The organism is Paenarthrobacter nicotinovorans (assembly GCF_007670255.1).
GTDB classification, from domain to species: Bacteria; Actinomycetota; Actinomycetes; order Actinomycetales; family Micrococcaceae; genus Arthrobacter; species Arthrobacter nicotinovorans_B.
Window position 1 is genome coordinate 224691 of sequence record NZ_SZVS01000002.1, and the last position, 21885, is coordinate 246575.

18 protein-coding genes are annotated in these 21885 nt (G+C 64.5%); 12 read left to right on the forward strand and 6 right to left on the reverse strand.

Annotated elements, in window-relative coordinates:
- Positions 1–27 precede the first annotated feature (27 nt).
- The 4 genes from mmuM to FDP28_RS03885 all read left to right on the forward strand — a co-directional run bounded on the left by mmuM (position 28) and on the right by FDP28_RS03885 (position 4073).
- Positions 28–981, forward strand: a complete 954-nt coding sequence (gene mmuM, locus FDP28_RS03870; RefSeq protein WP_144659291.1) for a homocysteine S-methyltransferase — start codon at positions 28–30, stop codon at positions 979–981.
- 153 nt (positions 982–1134) lie between these two features.
- Complete coding sequence (locus tag FDP28_RS03875; RefSeq protein ID WP_144659292.1) at positions 1135–2298, forward strand: ABC transporter substrate-binding protein; 1164 nt, start codon at positions 1135–1137, stop codon at positions 2296–2298.
- 115 nt (positions 2299–2413) lie between these two features.
- Complete coding sequence (locus FDP28_RS03880) at positions 2414–3145, forward strand: ABC transporter ATP-binding protein (RefSeq protein WP_144659293.1); 732 nt, start codon at positions 2414–2416, stop codon at positions 3143–3145.
- Entirely contained in the window at positions 3135–4073 is a 939-nt protein-coding gene (locus FDP28_RS03885) for an ABC transporter permease (protein ID WP_144659294.1), read from the forward strand. The genes FDP28_RS03880 and FDP28_RS03885 overlap by 11 nt, the downstream gene beginning before the upstream one ends.
- A 206-nt stretch (positions 4074–4279) precedes the next feature.
- Here FDP28_RS03885 and FDP28_RS03890 read toward each other — a convergent pair whose 3' ends face one another.
- Both FDP28_RS03890 and FDP28_RS03895 read right to left on the reverse strand, forming a co-directional pair.
- The gene (locus FDP28_RS03890) at positions 4280–4906 is read right to left on the reverse strand and encodes a DUF305 domain-containing protein (RefSeq protein WP_144659295.1); all 627 of its coding nucleotides are present in this window, start codon (positions 4904–4906) and stop codon (positions 4280–4282) included.
- A 124-nt stretch (positions 4907–5030) separates the two neighbouring features.
- Positions 5031–5447 (reverse strand): DUF6153 family protein, encoded by a 417-nt coding sequence (locus tag FDP28_RS03895; protein WP_260842322.1) that lies wholly within the window; start codon positions 5445–5447, stop codon positions 5031–5033.
- Between the two features lie 142 nt (positions 5448–5589).
- On the opposite strand from FDP28_RS03895, the gene FDP28_RS03900 reads away from it, so the two are divergent.
- The 6 genes from FDP28_RS03900 (at position 5590) to FDP28_RS03925 (ending at position 12603) form a co-directional block, all read left to right on the forward strand.
- A complete protein-coding gene (locus FDP28_RS03900) occupies positions 5590–6147 on the forward strand; it encodes a dihydrofolate reductase family protein (RefSeq protein ID WP_144659296.1) in 558 nt (185 codons plus the stop codon).
- A gap of 35 nt (positions 6148–6182) precedes the next feature.
- A complete protein-coding gene (locus FDP28_RS03905; RefSeq protein WP_144659676.1) occupies positions 6183–7226 on the forward strand; it encodes an LLM class flavin-dependent oxidoreductase in 1044 nt (347 codons plus the stop codon).
- A 157-nt stretch (positions 7227–7383) separates the two neighbouring features.
- The gene (locus FDP28_RS03910; protein ID WP_144659297.1) at positions 7384–8295 is read left to right on the forward strand and encodes a glutaminase; all 912 of its coding nucleotides are present in this window, start codon (positions 7384–7386) and stop codon (positions 8293–8295) included.
- Positions 8296–8398: 103 nt separating this feature from the next.
- Entirely contained in the window at positions 8399–9670 is a 1272-nt protein-coding gene (gene cobA / locus FDP28_RS03915) for a uroporphyrinogen-III C-methyltransferase (RefSeq protein WP_144659298.1), read from the forward strand.
- Positions 9671–9690: 20 nt separating this feature from the next.
- Positions 9691–11157 (forward strand): FAD-dependent oxidoreductase, encoded by a 1467-nt coding sequence (locus FDP28_RS03920; protein WP_144659299.1) that lies wholly within the window; start codon positions 9691–9693, stop codon positions 11155–11157.
- An 81-nt stretch (positions 11158–11238) separates the two neighbouring features.
- Positions 11239–12603, forward strand: a complete 1365-nt coding sequence (locus FDP28_RS03925; protein WP_144659300.1) for an MBL fold metallo-hydrolase — start codon at positions 11239–11241, stop codon at positions 12601–12603.
- A gap of 64 nt (positions 12604–12667) precedes the next feature.
- On the opposite strand, the gene FDP28_RS03930 is transcribed toward FDP28_RS03925, so the two are convergent.
- The 3 genes from FDP28_RS03930 to FDP28_RS03940 form a co-directional block, all read right to left on the reverse strand.
- Complete coding sequence (locus tag FDP28_RS03930) at positions 12668–13354, reverse strand: FadR/GntR family transcriptional regulator (protein ID WP_144659301.1); 687 nt, start codon at positions 13352–13354, stop codon at positions 12668–12670.
- Positions 13351–14637, reverse strand: a complete 1287-nt coding sequence (locus FDP28_RS03935) for an MFS transporter (protein WP_144659302.1) — start codon at positions 14635–14637, stop codon at positions 13351–13353. Before FDP28_RS03935 ends, FDP28_RS03930 begins: the two co-directional genes overlap by 4 nt.
- Before the next feature lie 123 nt (positions 14638–14760).
- Positions 14761–16203, reverse strand: a complete 1443-nt coding sequence (locus tag FDP28_RS03940) for a PucR family transcriptional regulator (protein WP_144659303.1) — start codon at positions 16201–16203, stop codon at positions 14761–14763.
- Between the two features lie 144 nt (positions 16204–16347).
- On the opposite strand from FDP28_RS03940, the gene FDP28_RS03945 reads away from it, so the two are divergent.
- Both FDP28_RS03945 and gabT read left to right on the forward strand, forming a co-directional pair.
- Positions 16348–17778, forward strand: a complete 1431-nt coding sequence (locus FDP28_RS03945; protein ID WP_144659304.1) for a gamma-aminobutyraldehyde dehydrogenase — start codon at positions 16348–16350, stop codon at positions 17776–17778.
- A gap of 47 nt (positions 17779–17825) precedes the next feature.
- Positions 17826–19181 carry a 4-aminobutyrate--2-oxoglutarate transaminase gene (gabT, locus tag FDP28_RS03950; RefSeq protein ID WP_144659305.1) on the forward strand — a complete coding sequence of 452 codons (1356 nt, stop codon included), beginning with the start codon at positions 17826–17828 and terminating at the stop codon, positions 19179–19181.
- A gap of 200 nt (positions 19182–19381) precedes the next feature.
- Here gabT and FDP28_RS03955 read toward each other — a convergent pair whose 3' ends face one another.
- Positions 19382–21787 carry a polysaccharide lyase 8 family protein gene (locus FDP28_RS03955; RefSeq protein ID WP_144659306.1) on the reverse strand — a complete coding sequence of 802 codons (2406 nt, stop codon included), beginning with the start codon at positions 21785–21787 and terminating at the stop codon, positions 19382–19384.
- Between the last annotated feature and the right edge of the window lie 98 nt (positions 21788–21885).

Genomic DNA, 21885 nt, shown 5'->3' on the forward strand with positions numbered 1-21885 from the left:
GTCGCGGTTTCTTTTTGGGAAGGCCATATGCCCCGCAACACCACGCTCAGCACCCTCCTGGACGCCGGCAAGGACCTGGTCCTGGACGGAGCGCTGGCCACGGAATTGGAAGCCCACGGTTGCGACCTTGAGGACGCGCTCTGGTCTGCCAAGGTCCTGCTGGAGCAGCCGGAGTTGATCAAGCAGGTCCACCGCGACTACTTCGACGCCGGAGCCTCCGTCGCCATCACCGCCAGCTACCAGGCGACGCCGCATGGTTTCGCACGGCGGGGTTTGTCCGAGGAGGAGTCGCTGGAGCTGGTTGCGCTGAGTGTCCGCTTGGCCGATGAGGCACGGCAGGAGTACGTCGCGGCCAACCCCGGTTCAGGGCCCTTGCTGGTGGCCGGCTCGGTGGGACCCTATGGCGCCTACCTTGCCGACGGCTCAGAGTACCGCGGTGATTACACGCTTTCTGCCGCGGAATTCCGGGATTTCCACCGGCCCCGCACTGCCGCGCTGGTGGAGGCCGGAGCGGACTTCCTGGCCTGTGAGACGCTGCCGTCGTACGCCGAAGCGGAGGCACTGTTGGCGCTCGTGGCGGAGTTCGACGTCGAATCCTGGTTTACGTTCACGCTGCGGGACAGCGCCCACATCAGTGACGGAACGCCCCTCGCGGACGTGGCCGCGCTGCTCAGCGCGGAACCGCGCGTGGCCGCCGTCGGGGTCAACTGTGTGCCGCTGGAACTGGTGACCGGGGCGCTGGGCAACTTCGCTAAGTCCTCCAACAAGCCACTCGTGGCGTACCCGAATTCGGGGGAGACGTATGACGCCGTGACCAAGACGTGGGGACCGGCCGGCAACGGGTTGTCTGCAGAAACCCTGGCCGGGAACGCGGGGGAGTGGCTTGGCCGTGGGGCCCGTTTGCTGGGCGGCTGCTGCCGCACGAATCCGAAGGACATTGAAGCCCTTTCGGCCAATATGACGCCAAGTGACCCTTCATGAACCTTGATTTCCACGGGATTGAAGCCGAAATATGACAGTCCCTACTGTGAACTCATGACCACTCCGGAACGGTCCTTCCTTGCCCTCGATGGGCGATGTTAGGGGCCTGATCTTCGCCCCGCTTCGCATCCCAAAAATCTCCTAAGGACCCCCATGTCGAACACTCCCGAGTCACCCAAGCCCGGATCTGATTCCGGCACCACCCGCATCGTCGCGGGCCAGACCCCAGCCAAGCCCAAGCGCCGCCGCGCCCTCGAGATCGGACTGGCCGTCGGCCTGGTCCTGCTGATCGGCGCAGGCGCAGCCGTAGCCTCCGTCGTCTCGAACAACAACAACAGCCAGGCAGCACCGGCCGCCAACACCTCCCCGGCAGCCGAGCTCAAGCTGGGCTACTTCAGCAACGTCACCCACGGCCCGGCCCTGGTCGGCACCAGCAAGGGCTTCATCGCCAAGGAACTCGGCGACACCAAGCTCAGCACCCAGATCTTCAACGCCGGCCCCGCCGCGATCGAAGCCCTGAACGCCGGGGCCATCGACGCCACGTACATCGGCCCGAACCCGGCCATCAACTCCTTCGTCAAGAGCAACGGCGAATCCATCAGCATCATCGCCGGCGCAGCTTCCGGTGGTGCCCAGCTGGTAGTCAAGCCGGAGATCAACTCCGCAGCCGACCTCAAGGGCAAAGTGCTCGCTTCGCCGCAGCTCGGCGGTACCCAGGACGTGGCACTGCGCGCCTGGCTCGGCCACCAGGGTTACAAGACCAACCCTGACGGCAGCGGCGACGTCAACATCAACCCGACCGAAAACGCCCAGACCCTGAAGCTCTTCCAAGACGGAAAGCTCGACGGCGCGTGGTTGCCTGAGCCCTGGGCCTCCCGCCTGGTGCTGGAAGCCGGCGCGAAGGTCCTGGTGGACGAGAAGGACCTGTGGGACAAGGGTGACTTCACCACCACCATCCTGATCGTGAACAAGAAGTTCGCAGCTGAACACCCGGAGACCGTCAAGGCTCTGCTGAAGGGCCACGTCGAATCCGTGAACTGGCTGAACTCCGCTTCTGCCGCCGACAAGGCTTCCACCATCAATGCAGTCCTGAAGGACACCGCAGGCAAGCCGCTCCCGGCCAACGTCATTGACCGGGCTCTGCAGAACATCAAGTTCACCACCGACCCCCTGGCCGGAACCTACAAGAAGCTCCTCCAGGACGGTGTTGACGCCGGCACCACCAAGACCGCCGACATCAATGGCATCTTCGACCTCCGCGCCCTGAACGAGGTGGAGGGCAAGAAGACCTCCGCCGCCGGACTTGGCCAGGACTAAGCAGTAACAGGCTGGTCCGCCCCCTCGCGGGGCGGGCCGGCCTTTGGCCGCATCCGGACCCCGGATACGGCTCAGGCAGTACCAGCTTGACGAACAACAAACGAAGGACGGGACCATGCCAGTTGTACTGGAGAACCTGGGCAAACGCTTCGGCGACGGGGCTCCCGTCCTGGACGACGTCAACGCCACGATCGGGCAGGGCGAGTTTGTCGCCCTCCTCGGTGCGTCCGGCTGCGGCAAGTCCACCCTGCTGAACATCATCGCCGGACTTGAGCAGCCGACGTCGGGCGCTCTGGAAGTCCCCAGCGACGGCGCGGCATTCATGTTCCAGGACTCAGCCCTGTTTCCGTGGCTGACCGCACGAGGCAACATCGAACTGGCCCTTCAGCTGGCCGACAAGTCGAGCAGCAAGGCGAGCCGACGTGCGCGGGCAACCGAGCTGCTGGAGCTCGTGCATCTTGGAGGAGCCGGCGACAAGCGTCCACACGAGCTGTCCGGCGGCATGCGCCAACGCGTGGCCCTCGCCCGTTCGCTGGCCCAGGACCGGCAAGTACTGCTGATGGACGAGCCGTTCGCGGCGCTCGACGCCATCACCCGCGACCTTCTGCACGACGAGCTGGAGCGGATCTGGAAGGAAACAGGGCGCACCATCATCTTCGTCACCCATAACGTCCGCGAAGCCGTGCGCCTGGGCCAACGCGTTCTGCTGCTGTCCTCGCGCCCCGGCCGGGTTGTGGCCGAATGGGAAGTCACTGAAGAACACCGCACCGATGCCGGCCGTGCAGGGGAGCTGACCGGCGTCATCACCCGACGACTTCGCGAGGAGATCCGCCGCCATGCCAAGTAACCAGACCACCGAAGAGCGGACCCTCCCCGTGAGCGACCAGAACCACATCACCTCGCCGTCCATCAAAGGCAACCCCTCCGAACTTCGCGACCTTGAAGCGGGGCTGGACAACCTGCAGTCGGACACGCGGCGCAGAGGCGGCATTGAGTGGAAGCGTGTGTTGCTTCCCGTGGTGGCCCTGGTTGTCCTCGTTCTCGCCTGGCAGTTCTACGTCTCACTGGGATTCAAGCGGCGCGACCTCGTCCCCGGTCCCGTGGATGTGTTCAACCAATTCCTGACGCTGTGGGGTGAGGGCAAGCTCCAGGAAGCAGTATGGACCTCGCTGCAACGCGGGGTGGTCGGCTTCCTCATTTCTGTCGTCATTGCCACCCCCATCGGTTTGCTTTTGGCACAGGTCGCCCCCTTGCGTCGCGCATTCGGGCCATTGATCTCGGGTCTGCAGGTCCTCCCGTCGGTCGCTTGGGTACCTGCTGCGATCATCTGGTTCGGACTGACAGATGCCACGGTTTACTTCGTGGTTTTCATGGGCGCGATCCCGTCCATCATCAACGGCTTGATCTCAGGGGTGGACCAGATCCCGCCGCAGTTCCGCAGCGTTGGAACCGTTCTGGGCGCGAACCGGTTGCAGATGGCCCTGCAGATCGTCCTTCCCGCGGCCCTGCCCGGCTACATCAGCGGCTTGAAGCAGGGTTGGGCCTTCTCCTGGCGCTCCCTCATGGCCGCTGAAATCATCGCAGTGGGCGGCACAATCGGCTTCGGCCTTGGCTCACTCCTGGACCAAGGGCGGATTCTCGCGGACATGACGGTGGTTATGTCCGCGATCCTCCTGATCCTCTTCGTGGGCATCCTGATCGAACTGCTGGTCTTTGGCCCGATCGAAAAGCGCCTGCTCCAGCGCCGTGGCTTGCTGGCAGGCAGCAGCCGCTAACCCCTTAGTGCGGGGGATGAGGTGGGGGTGGCAGGGCAGAGGCGCGCCCGTTTCCGCCGGTTGCACCTCATCCGCACCAGCTCCGCGCCCTTTCACGCCAATTGCACCAGCGGTTATAGAGGCGATCGGCGCTACGTGGTGCGGGAACCAGCGCACGGAACGCCCGACGGCGGCCTCCCGCCGTCGGGCGTTTACGGAACCGCGTGTTAGAGACCGGCCAGCAGGGCCTTCATGTCCTGGATCTCCTTCTCCTGCGCGGCCACGATGTCCTTGGCCAGCTGCACCGCCTCGGGAGACTTGCCTTGGCTGATCTCGGTTTTGGCCATGGTCACGGCACCTTCGTGATGCGCGATCATCTGGGTGAGGTAGAGCTTGGCTGCTTCCGCGCCTTGGGCGCCTTTGAGTTTCTGCAGCTCAGTGTCGCTCACCATGCCGTCCATGCCGTGTCCGCTATGCGCGGAGGACCCCATCACGGGCTCACTCCAGCCCTTCAGCCATGCCGTCATTCTCTCGATTTCGGGTGCTTGGGCCCCTTTGATCTGAACCGCCAAGGCAGTTACCGCGGACGGAATATCTTTCTTGTCCAGGATCGCGTCCGACATCTCGATGGCCTGGGCGTGGTGCGGAATCATCATCTGGGCGAACATGGTGTCCGCCGCATTGTGGTCTGACGCGGTGCTGGCCACGGAAGGGCTGGTAGTCGCGGTCGAAGCCGGTGACTGGCCGTGATCCATGCCCGGCATCGAATCGGAGCCGGAATTGGACGCGCATCCCGTCAGCGCAATCAGGCCTGCAAGAGCGGTTCCGGCAACAATAAAGCGTGCTTTGTTCATCAGTGATTGGTCCTTTGCCAATTTCGGGCGGCCCGTTGGTCGACCGCCAAGGGTAAGCAGATGTGTTCCCCAGGCCATGGCCCGGGGTGTGGACGGGTAGCCGTACGGCGACCCATTCAGCTGCTTACGTCCTGCTGATGCTCAGTTGCCCGGGGGTGGGTGGGGCTGGTTGGTAGGACCAGGACGGACTGGGGTCCCGGGGAGTCGAGGCCGTGGCAATGACGACTACGGCGTCACCTGGAGGCGGCGCCGCCAAGGAGCCTGTCTGGTGCGAAGGGGTGCAGTTCGCGTTGCCCGACTGCGCGCAGGAGCAACTGCCTGCCGTGCACTGATCGGCGTCGGCAGGCGAGGATGTCTGGAGGTGCTGGGATCCGTGCTCGTGCTGTGCCGCGACAGTTAACGCGCTGGTCGAGTGCGCACTGTGGGAACCGTTGACGACGTGCATTCCGAAGATGCCCGCGATCACAGCAGCCACCAGCAGCAGGAGCGGGACCCGCCGTCGAATGGTGGCGACAAACCGCAGGACCGTCACGCTGTTCACGTTTCTCCACCACCTCCTGCACGTCACGGACAACAGCAGCATACCCCGGGAGGGTATCCCCTGTGCAGTGCAGCATCGCGGTTTCGCACCTGATGTTGGTTTATCCGCTGTGCATTCCCCGCCGAACGCCTAGAATCGCCAAATGGGCCTCCTAACGTTCAGCATTAACCTCACCCTGGATGGTTGCGTCGACCACCGCGAGGGCATCGCCGACGACGAGACGCATGCCCACTTCACCCGGCTCCTGGAAGAGAGTGGCGCGATGCTCTGGGGTCGCACTACCTATGAAATGATGGAGAGCTACTGGCCTGGCGTAGCCAGTGGCGAGACCGATGCCCCGCAATCCCTCAAGGACTGGGCGGTGACGCTTGAGACCAAGCCCAAGTACGTCGTCTCGGCGTCGAGAAGTGCCTTCCCCTGGACCAACAGCCACCATCTGACTGGCGACCTCCGCACGGCCGTCCAGAAACTCAAGGACAGAACCCCTGCTGGAGTGCTGGTAGGCAGCGGGAAACTTGCCACGGAGTTGGACAGGATGGACCTCGTTGACGAGTACAAGTTCCTGATCCATCCCATGATCACCGGTCACGGACCCACCCTGTACCAAGATGGCTTGCCCAGTACCCGGCGCCTGGAGTTGGTATCCGCGGAGCCACTGGGCAACGGTGCCGTTGCCATGCACTATCGACGGGCTGGTTGAGGAATGCGTTGGCATTCACCGGTGTTGTGACGGGCATGCACAACAAACGGATCGGCTTCCTGTCCTTCGGCCACTGGGCCCGCGTCCCGGGCTCCCTGGTACCCACAGCCGGCGAGGCCCTGAAACAGGGGATCGAACTCGCTGTCGCAGCGGAGGAACTGGGTGTCGATGGAGCCTTCTTCCGTGTGCATCACTTCGCGCGCCAGCAGGCATCACCGTTCCCGCTCCTGAGCGCCATCGCAGCCCGGACCAGTCGGATCGAGATGGGTACCGGCGTGATCGACATGCGTTACGAAAACCCCCTCTACATGGCAGAGGAAGCCGCGGCCACCGACCTCATCAGTGACGGCAGGCTGCAACTCGGCGTGAGCCGTGGTTCACCCGAGCCCGCACGGAATGGCGCCGCCAATTTCGGTTACGTTCCGGCCGATGGCGAAGACGGGGGCGATATGGCCCGCCGCCACACTGCGCTGTTCCGCAAAGCCATTGCAGGGCACGGCGTGGCGGAGGCGGATCCGCACTACTCCGGTGGCGCCACAGGTTTGCTCCCGATCCAGCCCCAATCGCCAGGACTTCCACAACGGATCTGGTGGGGCGCCGGCACCCGTAAGACGGCGGTGTGGGCGGCCGAGCAGGGCATGAACCTCATGAGCTCGACGCTCCTCACCGAAGATACCGGTGTGCCTTTTGACGAACTCCAGGCCGAGCAGATCCGGATGTTCCGCGAAGCCTGGGCAGCTGCCGGCCATGACTTCGAGCCGAGGGTTTCGGTCAGCCGCAGCGTAATCCCGATCGTGGACGACGTCGACAACCACTACTTCGGCCTTCGCGCCCAAGCGGACAGCCAGGACCAGGTGGGAATTCTCGACGGCGCGTTGTCCCGTTTCGGCAAGAGCTACATCGGGGAACCGGACCAGTTGGCAGAAGAGCTGGCGAAGGATGCAGCTGTCCAGTCCGCGGATACGGTGCTGCTCACTGTGCCCAACCAGCTCGGCGTCGATTACAACGCCAAGCTCCTGGGCAACGTGGCACAGCACATCGCCCCGTCCTTCGGATGGAGCGCCAGCCGCGCTGTGTAACCCCTCCGGCCGGCGTCCACGGAGGTCCTGAAACGCCGGTACTCTTATTGGCTGTGCCTCGCTGCGGGAACACTTCGGGAACACCGTGGGAACGCAGCGGGTGCACGTGTAAGCCCCTTCAATGAGGAGGGGGCTGACGAAGCCAGTAAAGGTAACAATGGACATTCAGAATCTCCTCGAGGACATCGTTGGAGCAGTCGAACCGCATGTGGGCCAAGGAAATGTGGCCGACTACATCCCCCAGCTCGGGGCAGTGGATCCATATCAGTTCGGGATATCGCTGGTCACCAAGGACGGTGAGTTGTTCTCAGCCGGTGACGCCCACGTCGAGTTCTCCGTCCAAAGCATCTCCAAAGTGTTCGCCCTCGCCTTGGTGCTGGCTTCCGACGGGGACCACATCTGGAAGCGTGTCTTCCGCGAGCCCTCGGGCAACCCCTTCAATTCATTGGTCCAGCTGGAGAGCGAGGACGGGATTCCCCGGAACCCCTTCATCAACGCCGGCGCGATCGTGGTGACGGACAGGCTCCTGAGCCTGACGGGCAACGCCGCGCACGCTGTCCGGGATCTGATGCGGCAGGAAAGCAGCAACACGAGCATCGATACCGACCACCGGGTGGCCTCATCGGAGTTGGACAACAGCCACCGCAATGCCTCCTTGGCGCACTTCCTGGCCAGCTGCGGCAACCTTGAAAACCCCGTGGAGGACGTCCTGGATTCCTATGCCAAGCAATGCGCCTTGGCCATGACATGCGAGGACTTGGCGCTCGCTACCCGGTTCCTGGCCTCCAACGGCTTGGGAGCCGATGGAAGCCTCCTGTTGTCACCGGCGCAGACAAAGAGGATCAACGCGGTGATGCTCACCTGCGGAACCTACGACGCCGCCGGGGAGTTCGCGTACCGGGTGGGCTTGCCGGGCAAGAGCGGTGTGGGCGGCGGGATCGTTGCCGTGGTCCCGAACAAGTGCGCCATCAGCGTGTGGAGTCCCGGCCTCGGCCGTTCCGGAAACTCCGTGGCAGGCGTCGCCGCGTTGGATGAATTCACCACACGCACGGGCTGGTCGGTCTTCTAACCAGCTCATTGTCGTGAAACCTTTTGTGACGCTGGATTACCCAGCGTTACTGGTTGTGTCTGGTCCTTTGAAGCATATTACGGCGCCGCCCTACAGTTTTTTCATGGCAATACAGGACATTTACCCCACTGCGCTGAGGCTGCTCGGCCGCCCGGTGCTGGTTGTGGGCGGTGGACCCGTCGCGCAGCGTCGCGCCAAGGGACTGCTCGACGCCGGTGCAAAGGTCACCGTGGTCGCTCCCGTTGCCACCGAAATACTTCGTTCGCAGGCGGCGTCCGGGCTCCTCAGCTGGGAGCCCCGGGAGTACCGCACGTCGGACCTCGACGGCGTCTGGTTCGTTCAGACCGCTACCGGCACTTCCGCTGTGGACACCCAGGTAGCTGCCGACGCCGAGGCGCAGCGCATCTGGTGCGTCAATGCTTCCGACCACGAGGCCTCAGCCGCCTGGACTCCCGCTGTCGCTGTGGTCGATGACGTAAAGATCGCCATCAACGCCGGGGGAGACCCGCGCCGCGCCATGGCCTTGCGGAACGCTGTTGCTACTGCCCTGGAGTCCGGTGATCTGCCGCTGCGCCGGCACCGGAAGGCGGACAGCACGCGTTCCATTGGTTCCGTTGCTTTGGTGGGCGGTGGTCCCGGCGACTCGGGACTCATCACAGTCCGCGGCCGTCGCTTGCTGGGCCAGGCCGACGTCGTGGTCGCTGACCGTCTTGGTCCGCGTGAGCTGCTCAAAGAGCTGGCTCCCGACGTCCGCGTGATCGAGGTCGGCAAGACCCCGGGCCACCACCCCGTCCCGCAGTTGGAGATCAACCGCATCCTCGTGGAGGAGGCCCTCAAGGGCAACCGGGTGGTCCGCCTCAAAGGCGGCGACCCCTATGTCCTGGGCCGCGGCGGCGAGGAAGCAGAATTCTGCCGGCAGAACGGCGTCGAGGTTGAAGTGGTCTCCGGCGTGACGTCGGCGATCTCGGTTCCCGCGGCCGCCGGCATCCCGGTGACCCACCGTGGCTTGGCCAAGGGCTTCAGTGTGGTCACCGGCCATGAGGAGCTGTCCGAAGTCCCGGCACGGCCCGATCACACTGTGGTGTTGCTCATGGGCGTGGCCCAATTGCGTGATTCCGCGGCTGCTCTGGCAGGCTCGGGTCTGCCTTTGGATACTCCAGTAGGTATCGTAGAGAACGGGTATTTGCCGGATCAGCGCGTAACCATCGGCACCTTGGGAAGCATCGCGGACCAAGCGGAAGCCGTCGGTGTGGCCAATCCGGCGGTCATTGTGATCGGCGATGTTGTCCGTGTGAGCCCCTTTGCGCCGGAGCACTTCAAGACCGCTGACTACAGCACCATTACCCCCAACCGTCCCCGCGTCCGCATCAACTGAAACGAAGAAGGAACACAGCCGTGTCAATTAGCACCCCCGTAGGTTCTGCGGACCGTCCGCTCCGCGTCGCCGTCATCGGCTCCGGCCCGGCTGGCGTGTACGCTGCAGACATCCTGACCAAGAGCGAAGCCGTCAAGAGCGGCGAACTCAATGTCAGCATTGACCTCTTTGACCGCTACCCGGCGCCGTACGGCCTGATCCGTTACGGCGTTGCCCCGGACCACCCCCGCATCAAGGGCATCGTGAACGCCCTGCACAAGGTCCTGGACCGCGGCGACATCCGCTTCTTCGGCAACGTGGACTACGGCACGGACATCTCCATCGAGGACCTCCGCAAGCACTATGACGCCGTGATCTTCGCTACCGGCGCCATCAAGGACGCCGACCTGAACATCCCCGGCATCGAGCTTGAGGGTTCCTTCGGCGGCGCCGACTTCGTCTCCTGGTACGACGGCCACCCGGACGTTCCCCGCGAATGGCCGCTGGACGCCAAGGAAATCGCGGTGCTCGGCAACGGCAACGTGGCGCTCGACGTCGCCCGCGTCCTGTCCAAGCACGCCGATGACCTCCTGGTCACCGAAATCCCGGACAACGTCTACGCCGGCCTGAAGAACTCCCCGGTCACCGACGTTCACGTCTTTGGCCGCCGCGGCCCGGCACAGGTCAAGTTCACCCCGCTGGAGCTCCGCGAACTCTCGCACTCCAAGGACGTCGACATCATCCTCTACGCCGAGGACTTCGAGTTCGACGAAGAGTCCGACCGCCAGGTGCAGACCAACAACCAGACCAAGACCATGGTTGGCACGCTCACCAACTGGATCGCCGAGCAGCCCGAGGACCTCTCCGAGCTCACGGCTTCCCGCCGCCTGCACCTGCACTTCCTGCACAGCCCCGTGGAAATCGTGGACTCCGCAGAGACTCCGGGCAAGGTTGCCGGCATCAAGTTCGAGCGCACCGAACTGGACGGCACGGGCAACGCTCGCGGCACCGGCGAGTTCATCGACTACCCGGTGCAGGCCGTGTACCGCGCTATCGGTTACTTCGGTTCGGCCCTGCCGGACGTCGAGTTCGACCACAAGAAGGGCGTCGTGACCAACGACGGCGGCCGCGTCCTGGATGCCGACGGCCAGCACGTTCCCGGCCTCTACGCCACGGGCTGGATCAAGCGTGGGCCCGTCGGCCTCATCGGCCACACCAAGGGCGATGCCCTGGAAACCGTCACGTACCTGCTGGAGGACCGCGAAAACCTGCCGGTCGCCGAGGTTCCCGCGGCAGAGGCCGTCGTGGATCTGCTCGACGCCCGCGGCGTGAAGTTCACCAGCTGGGAAGGCTGGCTGGCGCTGGACGCCCACGAGCTCGCCCTCGGCGCAGCGGCCACCGAAGCCGGCGGTTCGCACGGCGTTGAGGTGACCCGTGAGCGCATCAAGGTTGTACCGCGCGAGGACATGGTGAACATCTCCCGCGACGGTGTATCCGCCCAGGTCTAAGACCAACGCGGGGTCACTTATGGCCGGTCCGGAGCCTCCGGATGGGCCATAAGTGACCCCGCGTTGTTTTAAGGTGGGGGTATGGACGTCGTCGTGATCGAGACACCCCAGCTGGGGGACCGCAGCTACCTGGTCCACGACGGCTCCGTGGCGTTGGTGATCGACCCCCAGCGCGACATCGACCGCGTCGAAGCGGCGGCCACTGCCGCGGGTGTCCGGATTAGCCACGTGGCTGAGACCCACCTCCACAACGACTACGTCACCGGTGGCCTGGCTCTCGCGCAGAAACACGGTGCCTCGTATGTGGTCAACGCTGCGGACCACGTCTCGTTTGCGCGGACACCGGTGGCGGACGGGGATGTGTTCTCAGTGGGACGCCTGTCGGTGCGGGTGGTCGCAACTCCCGGACATACCCACACCCACCTGGCGTACGTGGTGCGCGACGCAGCGGACGACGGCGGCACGGAGGCCGTGTTTTCCGGCGGCAGCCTGCTGTACGGCTCGGTTGGACGGACGGACCTGGTCGCTCCGGGCGACACAGAAACGTTGGCCCACGCCCAGTACTCCTCAGTGCGGAAACTCGTTGCCGCTGCAACCCCGGAAGCCGCGCTCTACCCGACGCACGGCTTCGGATCGTTCTGTTCCATCGGGCCGGCGAGCCACCAGGATTCGTCCACGTTGGCCGAGCAGGCTGAGACCAACCACGCCCTCACCGACCCGAGCGAAGAGCACTTTGTGGCGGAATTGTTGAAGAACATCACCGCCTACCCCGCGTACTACGCCCACATGAGCCCGCTGAACGCCGCAGGTCCGGCGCCGGTGAACCTGGATGTTCCGGAATCCGTGGAGCCCGCCGAACTGGCGCGTCGGCTGCACGCGGGAGAGTGGGTGGTGGACCTCCGGCATCGGGTAGCTTTCGCGGAGGACCATCTGCGGGGCAGCGTGGCCTTTGAGTACGGGAATGGTTCCAACTTCACCAGCTATCTTGGCTGGGTGATCCCTTGGAACCAGCCACTCACGCTCCTCGGATCACACGATGACGTGGAAAAGGCGATCCGGGACCTGGCGAGGATCGGCGTCGAAAGTCCGGATACCGCCGTCGGGCACTCACCCGAAACGTTGGCGCCGGGAGCCTCGCGGTCCAGTTACCCTCACGGCGACTGGGGTTTGCTCCTGAAGGAGCGTGCTCAGAACGATGTGGTGCTGGATGTCCGAAGGCCTGATGAGTTCGAGGCTTCACATGTGCAGGATGCCGTCAATGTGCCCGTATATGAACTTCTTGGCCGGATGACCGAACTGCCCGAAAGCAGGATCTGGGTACATTGCGCCACGGGCTACCGGGCCAGCGTTGCCGCGAGTTTGTTGGACCGTGCGGGGCACGACGTGGTGCTCATCGATGCCCGGTTCAAGGATGCTGCCGCTGCGGGAATTGGATTGACTCCCTAGGACGTCGAAAGCCCGCTGTTCCGTTGTTGGGCAACAACGGAATAGCGGGCACGCAACGTCCTTCTCAGAACTGCAGCGGCGTCTTGTCCGCGCAGAAGTCCAGGTTCCGGTACACGCTGGAAACGGCGGCCTCAGGGTTGTGGGCTTCCAAGGCATCAACGAGTTCGTCGTGGCCTTCGCGCGGGATGCCGTTGAAGCCGTCCGTGCGCTGCTGGCGGAGGAGATCGTTGTGGAAGACGCCCCCAAAGGAAACGTAGAGCTGGTGCAACAGGGGGTTGCCGGAGGCCAAGGCAACCCGTTCGTGGAATTCCCAGTCCGCAGTGGCCCAGGTGGGGTAGTCCTGGGCGAGCCAGGCATCGTGGCGCAGTGCCAGGAGGCGGCGCATCTCGGCGATGTCCTGAGCCGTGGCGTGCTTTGTTGCCAGCCGGGCAGCTTGGGTATCGAGACCCAACCTTACCTCGACGATGTGTTCCTGGGTGTGCTCCTTGTACATGCGCTGGGCTGCGCCGGAGATCTCGCTGTTGGCCCGGACATAGGTGCCGTCGCCGCGGCGTACTTCCAACATCCCGGAGTGGGCCAGGGCCTTGATGGCTTCCCGCAGCGTTCCGCGCGAAACACCCAAGGTGGCCATGAGCTCAGGCTCTGCAGGGATACGTTCCTGCAGCGGCCACTCGCCGGTCTTGATCATGTCCCGCAGCTTTGCGGTGATCTCCTCGGCAAGGACCGGGCGATGCGAAGGGGTCAGGGTCATGCTGTCCTCGGTTGGGTCTTCGATGCTGTGCGCTTGCTGGTGAGCAGGTGGCAGGTGACCATGAGCGCCACGGCCACGATGGACAGCAGGCTCAAGGGCAGCACCCAGCCACCGGTGGCGCTGTGGAGCAGTCCCATGCCAAAGGGACCGATTGCCGCAATCAAGTATCCCAGCGATTGGGCGATGGTGGAGAGCGCGGTGGTTTCTGCCGTCGAGCCTCCGCTCCGGCTGATGATCACCAGCACCAGCGGGAAGATGCCCAGGCCGAAGCCGAACAGAATGGCAGGAACCACGGCTAACGACGTCGGCAACCAGAGCATGGTGCCGATGGCCACCAGCGTGGAGCTGCTGGCAAGGTACAAAGCGGGGCGCAGCATGCCGGGGCGGGACCCGATCGTCAGCAGGATCATGCCCGCCGCAACCGAGACCAACTGCATCACGCCGAACTGCAGGCCGCTTTCGGAAGCGCTGAGCCCCTGGGAGGTAAGGATGTAGGCGAACCAGCTCATGACGGCATAGGCCAGGAAGGCCTGGAACGTGAAGATCGCGGTGATCAGGAGGCCCAGACGGGTCTTCAGGAGCGGCCACATGGAAACCCGGGGACGGTCTGTCTTGGCCGAGTTGCGGTGGCTGTGGAGGACAACCGGGAGGAAGCCGAGCAGGGCAGCGACGCCCAGAAGGCCCCACGCAGCCAGGCCCATGGACGGCGAGCCGAGCTGCTGCGCGAGAGGCACGCTGACGGCCGCGGCGAACGTGGCGCCGCCGGACATCGTGAAGGTGTAGACGCCGGTCATCATGGAGGTGCGGTCCGAGTAGTGCTCGCGGATGAGCGATGGCATGGCGACGTTGCACACCGCCAACCCGGACATGGCCAGGACGGTGCCGCCCAGGAGTGCGCCGGTCGCGGGAACGCCGCGGACCAAGAGGCCGGCTGCCAGGAGTGCCAGCGCGATGAAGATGGCCTTCTCGACGCCCACCCGGCGCGTCAGCCAGGAAGTCCCAAGACCGGCAACCGCGAAGCACAGCAAGGGAATGGACGGCAGGATCGAGGCCACCAAGGCGCCATAACCGAGGAACTGCTGCAGCTCATGGAACAGGGCGGCCGCGCTGGTGATCCCGGCGCGCAGGTTCAGGCCAATGAGGACGACGGCGATGACGCCAACCACGACGACGACACGGGACTTGGATGCCTTGGCGCCGGTGTTCGCTGCGCTCGGGGCAGCACCGGCGGGGGAGATCGTAGGGATGTTTCCTGTCGTCGTGAGTGGAGTCGTCGTAGCCATATCTAAAGGTTAGACGTTTGACGTCTAATGTCTACACTTTTGTGGCGAATCTCTCCGGTCAGCCCATGGTCCGCCGCTCCCTGGCGAGTGAGACGCCCAGCCGCGTGCCGCCGTCGTGCGCTTTTACCGCGGGTTGCGCGACCCCAGGCGCTGGACCGCCAACGCCAGCCACAGTTGCACGCGGTCCTGGGTTTGGGAGGGGTCGTAGCCCGTGAGCTCGGTGATCTGGGCCAGCCGGTAGCGCACCGTGTTCCTGTGCAGCGTCAAGGCCTCGGCCACAGCCGCCACGGAGCCGTTGTGGTTCAGGTAGCTCTCCAACGTGGCAACGAGTTCGGCTCCATGGGCGGCGTCGAACTTGCGCAGGGGAGTAAGCGACTCGCTCGCCATGTCCGCCAGGGGCACGTCCTCGCTCGCGAGTAGCAAGGAAGTCAGGCTGAGCCGCTCAGGCTCGTTGACGGGCAAGCCGTGCGCCACGGCGTCGCGCGCTTCGAAGTAGCTCCAGCGCAGGCCGTTCGGCTTGGTGTAGGCGCCGCCGATGCCGATCACGGCATGGATGCCGGCCTCCTGGAGGTGGTCGCTCAGGCTCTTGGCAAGGGCGGTGGCCGAGCTGCCGTCGTCGTTGATGACGGTGACCAAATCCTTCCCGACGACGGCGCTCACGCCACCTTCCAGCGCCTGGGGCAGCGAGATGCTGACCAGTTGCTTGTGGTGTGCCGTGGATTCAGCAACCAGCACCACGTTCTTCCGGGTGCTGTTGATGCCGACCCCTGCCAAACGCCGGGCCGCCTCGATGGTTTCCAGCGTGCCGTGGATGACGTCGTCCAACACCTGGCCGGCCATGGCGCGCTGGGCCTGCCGCTGCTTGACCATGTTGTTGAGCTCGACGCTGATGAGGTTCTGCGCATAGCTGACGATTCCCGAGTCAATGAACGGTTGGCGGAGCCAGAGCGTGCAGGCATCCCTGCGGCCGGTGGGAATCGGATAGGAGGCCCAGCCGTCAGCATTAGGAGCCGGTTTCCCGGGAACGCTGTTGTAGAGCTGGGCGCTGAACTGCGTGAGAACGACGTCCGTGCGCAGCATGCTGCCGAGCTGTTTGAGGAGTTCGGCCAGGCCACCGCCTGTGAGGAGTGCGCGGGCCAGGATCTGGTGGCCGGCCAGGAGGCGTTCCAGGTTGGAATAATGGTCGGCGGAGTGGGACTCTGCCACGAGCTTTCCGATGGCGATGAAGGGGATCTCGTACGGGACTTCCACCAGGGGGAGCCCCCACCGGTTCGCCTCCGCGATGAGTGCTTCGGGAACGGACTCGTGCGTGAGGCCTATGCCGAAGCCAATCCCCACGGCGCCTGCCCGCTGGACCTGGCGGACGAAGCGCCGCTGGTCGGCCGCGCTCTTGAGCCGCAGGCCCGTGGTCAGCACCAATTCACCGCCGCTGAGGAAGCGCTGCGGATCTTCCAGCTCGGTCACCGCGACCCAGCTGATGTCCTGGTTCCAGGTGGTCTCGGCAAGGCCGGCCTGCCGGAGTTTCAAGGACGGGACAGCGACGAGCGAAGCAAGGGACAGGGCCATGGTTAAAGCGTAACCCGGTGCTGGTCAAGCGCACTAAGCGCGGTGGCCTTGTGTGTGCAGCTGACTATTCCTTGGACCACCTCCCTGGCATAGGCTCTGATCAGCTAAAACCCATGCCCAGACACCGAAAGAGGGTTGCACACCGTGGTTCAAACCTTGCAGAACTTCATCAATGGCGAATTCGTCACGCCGGCAGGTACGGGTCTGCTGGACATCGTGAACCCCGCCACCGGGGAAATCGTCGCCAAGTCTCCCATTTCGGTGCAGGCCGATGTGGACGCAGCCATGTCCGCAGCAAGCGAGGCCTTCAAGTCGTGGAAGAAAGCCACCCCGGGCCAGCGCCAGCTCATGCTCCTCAAGCTCGCCGACGCCGTCGAGGCCCACAGCGACGAACTCGTTGAGGCACAGCACCGCAACACCGGCCAGGTCCGTTCGCTCATCGCCTCCGAGGAAGTCGCTGCTGGTGCAGACCAGCTCCGCTTCTTCGCCGGCGCCGCACGCCTGCTCGAAGGCAAGTCCGCCGGCGAATACTTCGAGGGCCACACCTCCTACGTGCGCCGCGAACCCATCGGCGTCGTAGCCCAGGTTGCCCCGTGGAACTACCCGTTCCTCATGGCCATCTGGAAGATCGGTCCCGCCCTGGCCGCAGGCAACACCGTTGTCCTCAAGCCCTCGGACACCACCCCCGAATCCACCCTGGTCCTGGCCCGCCTGGCCGGAGAAATCTTCCCCGCCGGTGTGCTCAACGTTGTCCTGGGTACCGGCGAGACCGGCGCCATGATGGTTGACCACAAGGTCCCCGGACTGGTGTCCATCACCGGTTCCGTCCGTGCAGGCATCGCTGTTGCAAGCGGCGCAGCCAAGGGCCTCAAGCGTGCCCACCTGGAACTTGGCGGCAAGGCTCCCGCGATCGTGTTCAAGGACGCCGACATCAAGAAGAGCGCCGCCGCCATTGCCGAGTTCGCCTTCTTCAACGCCGGACAGGACTGCACCGCCATCACCCGGGTGCTCATCGAGGATTCGGTGCACGACGACGTCGTGGCAGCCATGGTGGAACACACCAAAACCCTGCAGACCGGTTCGCAGAATGACGAAGACAACTACTTCGGCCCGCTGAACAACATCAACCACTTCAACGCAGTGACCTCAGTGGTGGAGAGCCTCCCGGCGAACTGCAAGATCGTCACCGGCGGACACCGCGCGGGCGAGAAGGGCTTCTTCTTCGAGCCCACCATCATCACCGGTGCCAAGCAGACCGATGACATCGTGCAGAAGGAAACCTTCGGCCCGGTCATCACCGTGCAGAAGTTCAGCACTGAAGAAGAAGCGCTCGAGTTGGCCAACGACGTCGAATACGCCCTGGCGTCCAGCGTGTGGACCACCGACCACGGCACGGCCATGCGCATGAGCCGCGACCTGGACTTCGGTGCGGTCTGGATCAACACCCACATCCTCCTCACGGCAGAGATGCCGCACGGCGGCTTCAAGCAGTCCGGCTACGGCAAGGACCTCTCCATGTACGGCGTCGAGGACTACACGCGCATCAAGCACGTGATGTCTGCACTGGATGCATAGCGCTGTCGCATAAGAATTTCCCCGTTTTTTAGAAAGGCAAACCCCTCATGACCACCACCGCGAACGAACTCTCGTACCGCATCGAGCAGAAGCGCAACATCAACGGCGCCTTCCCCGGCCCCAAGTCGCAGGCACTGGCTGAGCGCCGCTCCGCCGTCGTTGCTGCCGGCGTCGCCTCGGGCGTTCCCGTCTACGTAGAAGACGCCGACGGCGGCATCATCCGCGACGTCGACGGCAACTCCTTCATCGACCTCGGCTCCGGCATCGCCGTGACCAGTGTCGGCGCCTCCGACCCCGCCGTCGTCGCAGCTGTCCAGGAAGCTGCCGCGCACTTCACCCACACCTGCTTCATGGTGACCCCGTACGAGGGCTACGTTGCAGTTGCCGAGCAGCTGAACCGCCTCACCCCGGGCGACCACGCCAAGCGCACCGTGCTGTTCAACTCCGGCGCCGAAGCCGTGGAAAACGCCATCAAGGTTGCCCGCCTGGCCACCGGCCGCGACGCCGTCGTAGCTTTCGACCACGCCTACCACGGCCGCACCAACCTGACCATGGCACTCACCGCCAAGGCCATGCCGTACAAGACCAACTTCGGCCCGTTCGCGCCCGAGGTCTACCGCATGCCCATGAGCTACCCGTTCCGCGAAGAGAACCCGGAAATCACCGGTGCCGAGGCAGCCAAGCGCGCCATCACCGCCATCGAGAAGCAGATCGGTGGCGACCAGGTTGCCGCGATCATCATCGAACCCATCCAGGGTGAAGGTGGCTTCATCGTTCCGGCCGAGGGCTTCCTGCCGGCGCTGTCCGCGTGGGCCAAGGAAAAGGGCATCGTCTTCATCGCCGACGAGGTCCAGTCCGGCTTCTGCCGCACCGGTGAGTGGTTCGCCGTCGATCACGAAGGTGTTGTCCCGGACATCATCACCATGGCCAAGGGCATCGCCGGCGGCATGCCGCTGTCCGCTATTACCGGCCGCGCCGACCTGCTCGACGCCGTTCACCCGGGCGGCCTCGGCGGCACCTACGGTGGCAACCCGGTTGCCTGTGCAGCAGCGCTTGCCGCGATCGACACCATGGAACAGCACGACCTCAACGGCCGCGCACGCCACATTGAAGAACTCGCCCTGGGCAAGCTCCGCGAACTGGCCTCTGAAGTTTCGGTCGTTGGCGACGTCCGTGGCCGTGGCGCCATGCTCGCCATCGAACTGGTCCAGGCCGGCTCGAAGGAACCGAACGCCGAGCTCACCAAGGCCGTTGCAGCCGCCTGCCTCCAGGAAGGTGTCATCATCCTGACCTGTGGCACCTACGGCAACGTCATCCGCCTGCTCCCGCCGCTGGTCATCAGCGACGAACTGCTGATCGACGGCCTCGAGGTCCTGGCAAAGGCCATCAAGGCCAACGCGTAAGTTTCACGCTTCACGCACAGAGGCGGGCCGGGGGTTCAATTCCCCCGACCCGCCTCTTTTTTGCCTTGGCACGCCGCCGCGAGTTCGCGGGAACCCGCCCAGTTCGCGGGAGCTTTGCGCGCGATCTCGCAGCGTTCCCGCGAACTCGGCGTCGAAGTTGGGGGCGTAGGTTCCAGTGAGTGCTCGACGGCGGCGCCCGCCTAGGTGCCGAGCGTCAGGTTCTTCTGGTGGCCGTGTCCGTCGAGCTGGACTTCGATGGTGTTGCCGCCGATCAGGGTTGCGCCTTCGTCGGCACTGATCATCGTGGTCCAGGTGCCGGGAACCGTGATCCGGAGGCTGCTTTGAGTGCGCGAGGGATCTGCCACGGACACCGTGAGCTTCCCGTTGCTCTGGTGGGTGGCAAGGGTGCACGGACCGGAGACCGTGAAGCCCGCCGCGCTGCCTGGTGCGAAGAAGTTGGCCAACACCAGGGCGTCCTTATCCACGCCCAGTACTTGGGCAACCGCCGAGTTGGCCAGCACCTTCACTGAAGGATTGGCCGACTGCGAGAACGTGGCATCGTGCGTTGCAGCGGGCAGCACCATGTACGCATAACCTGAGCCGGCCGGATCGTGGCCGTGGCGATGGGTCACTGTGACAAAGTCCCGGGTCACAGGATCTGCGCTCCCTCCGGTGTCTGCCCCGGAGTTGATGTCGTACCAGCTGCCGGTCCGGCGCACCACGGCAACCTCGGGCGTGCCCGAAACACCCGGGGAGTCCAGGAAGACGTAACCTCCGTGCCCCTCGATATGAAGGGAACGCTTAAGCGCGACGGGAGCATCGCCCGGAGCCATGCTGCGGTTGCGGGAATCTGTTCTCAACGCAGGTACTGAACCCACGGCGAAGGACCTGTTCTCGATCGTGGTCTGCACGGCGGCGCCGCCCGTCCCGGTGATGGCTGATCCAAGGCACACCACGGCATCGTCAAGGAAGAACCACGATTTCCGCCCGGATAGCGTCTTGTTGTGGTTGAGGTGGTCCATGCCGACCACGCCCCAGCGGCCATCGACAGTCAGCCCTCCGGCGAAGGCCTGGTAAGCGCGGGGGATTCCGGTGCCGGCTCCGCCCGCTCCGCTGGCACGGGCCTCGTCATTGACGGTGGTTCCGGGAAGGGCATAGGGGTCCACTGTGGGCCAGAAGTCCGCACTGAACTGTGAGGGGTCCTGACGGGTGTACACGAAGGTCATGCCGTCGCCCTGGTACCAGCCGAGGTTGTTTTCGCTGTTGCCCCATTCGTAGCGGCCAATGCGTTTGGAGGAGAGGTTCACTGTGCAGCCCCACTGTGGCCGGTGGTGCACCAGGCGGTCCTGGTCAGCGAACATTCGGCTGTACACCGGGGCCGGAGAGGCTGTCACGGAGGCATTGGAGAGAACGGCCAAGGACAGCAGGGACTTGGCCAGGCTCTGTGTGGGGTGGCCCACGAGCTTCTGGTCGGCACAGCGTTCCAGCCACCCCTTCGCCAACGCCAGGAAACGGGAGCGGTAGGGCTCCTCGCATCCGGGAGCCAACAGGAGCACAGCCGAGATCAAGCCGAAGCCGCTGACGTAGTCGGGTTCACGTTGCCGCGAGACAGCCCGCCCGCGGACGGTATCCATGATTCTGCCGTCCCAGACGAACGGGGCGTACGTGTTCTCCACGGCGTCCAGGAGCACTGACTGCCTGGGATCGTTGATGGCCCATGTGCTTCCACCGAGCATGGCGATGATTTCGGCGATTCCCGCCAGCGCCACCACACCATAAGTCCCGGCGTAGGGCAGGTAGCTGTGCTGAACGAACGAGCCGTCCGTATAGAAGCCGTCGCCGCTGGTGACGTAGGTAAAAACGCTGTTGGTGCCGCCACGGACGGTATCGCTCAGGGCGTCACGACCCAAGGCGATCTCCTCTGTGTTGTTGTCCAGGATGCCGCGCATGCAGCAGGCCAGGGATTTGTCCACGCGGTTGGCGCCGGTCTCCGCCAGGGATGTAGCACGACCACGCCAATTCGGGTTTGGGGCGAACCAGCGGACCGCCGCGAGCAGGGATGACCGGAGGGCTTCCGGTACTTCGGCATGCACCAGGGTCAGGATGTCCACTGTCTTGCGGGGCACGCCGATTTCCCAGAACCACCAGTTGCCCGCTGCGCGCATCCCGGGTTTGTAGGCAGTGTCGTTGAGGAGCTTCAAGCCAGCAACAATGTCGGCGGCCAGCTGGGGATTCCCCGCGTACGGGGTGCCGGCCACGGCGTAGCCCAATGCCATGTCATAAAGGCGGTTGAAGTGCAGGCCCAGGTTACTGGTCGCAGTGGCGGACTGTCCGATGCCCGTCAGCGGGAGGTCGCTCCAGAGGGAGGTCCGCACTGGCGCTTTGTCCATGGATGACCACCACTTTTCCGTGGTGGCGCCCATGCCATCGAGTTGTCCGGCAAGTTCCGGAATGTCAGCTGCGCTGCGGCCACCGGTGAGCACTTGCCGTCGTCGTGCAATGAGCTCGGGCAGGCCATCCGCTGCAAAAGAGGGCCCCGCCTGGGCGAGAAGCGCCCCTGCGAGGGCTGCGGCACCTGCTGTGCGGAAAAGGGTCCTGCGGCTCATGGGCGATCCAATGACGTTCAAAACTGCTCCGTTCAAAACTGTTGTGGCGTGGGGATATGGCGGCGGAAGTTTCCGCAACCCTATTTCCGGTTCCCTGG

Bases quoted from the DNA above. Each gene is read 5' to 3' on its own strand.
- FDP28_RS03940 (WP_144659303.1), bottom strand. From the start codon at position 16,203: ATGGCCCTGTCCCTTGCTTCGCTCGTCGCTGTCCCGTCCTTGAAACTC.
- FDP28_RS03905 (WP_144659676.1), top strand. From the start codon at position 6,183: ATGCACAACAAACGGATCGGCTTCCTGTCCTTCGGCCACTGGGCCCGC.
- FDP28_RS03910 (WP_144659297.1), top strand. From the start codon at position 7,384: ATGGACATTCAGAATCTCCTCGAGGACATCGTTGGAGCAGTCGAACCG.
- FDP28_RS03900 (WP_144659296.1), top strand. From the start codon at position 5,590: ATGGGCCTCCTAACGTTCAGCATTAACCTCACCCTGGATGGTTGCGTC.
- FDP28_RS03925 (WP_144659300.1), top strand. From the start codon at position 11,239: ATGGACGTCGTCGTGATCGAGACACCCCAGCTGGGGGACCGCAGCTAC.
- FDP28_RS03930 (WP_144659301.1), bottom strand. From the start codon at position 13,354: ATGACCCTGACCCCTTCGCATCGCCCGGTCCTTGCCGAGGAGATCACC.
- mmuM (WP_144659291.1), top strand. From the start codon at position 28: ATGCCCCGCAACACCACGCTCAGCACCCTCCTGGACGCCGGCAAGGAC.
- FDP28_RS03880 (WP_144659293.1), top strand. From the start codon at position 2,414: ATGCCAGTTGTACTGGAGAACCTGGGCAAACGCTTCGGCGACGGGGCT.
- FDP28_RS03935 (WP_144659302.1), bottom strand. From the start codon at position 14,637: ATGGCTACGACGACTCCACTCACGACGACAGGAAACATCCCTACGATC.
- gabT (WP_144659305.1), top strand. From the start codon at position 17,826: ATGACCACCACCGCGAACGAACTCTCGTACCGCATCGAGCAGAAGCGC.
- FDP28_RS03875 (WP_144659292.1), top strand. From the start codon at position 1,135: ATGTCGAACACTCCCGAGTCACCCAAGCCCGGATCTGATTCCGGCACC.
- FDP28_RS03890 (WP_144659295.1), bottom strand. From the start codon at position 4,906: ATGAACAAAGCACGCTTTATTGTTGCCGGAACCGCTCTTGCAGGCCTG.
- FDP28_RS03955 (WP_144659306.1), bottom strand. From the start codon at position 21,787: ATGAGCCGCAGGACCCTTTTCCGCACAGCAGGTGCCGCAGCCCTCGCA.
- cobA (WP_144659298.1), top strand. From the start codon at position 8,399: ATGGCAATACAGGACATTTACCCCACTGCGCTGAGGCTGCTCGGCCGC.
- FDP28_RS03885 (WP_144659294.1), top strand. From the start codon at position 3,135: ATGCCAAGTAACCAGACCACCGAAGAGCGGACCCTCCCCGTGAGCGAC.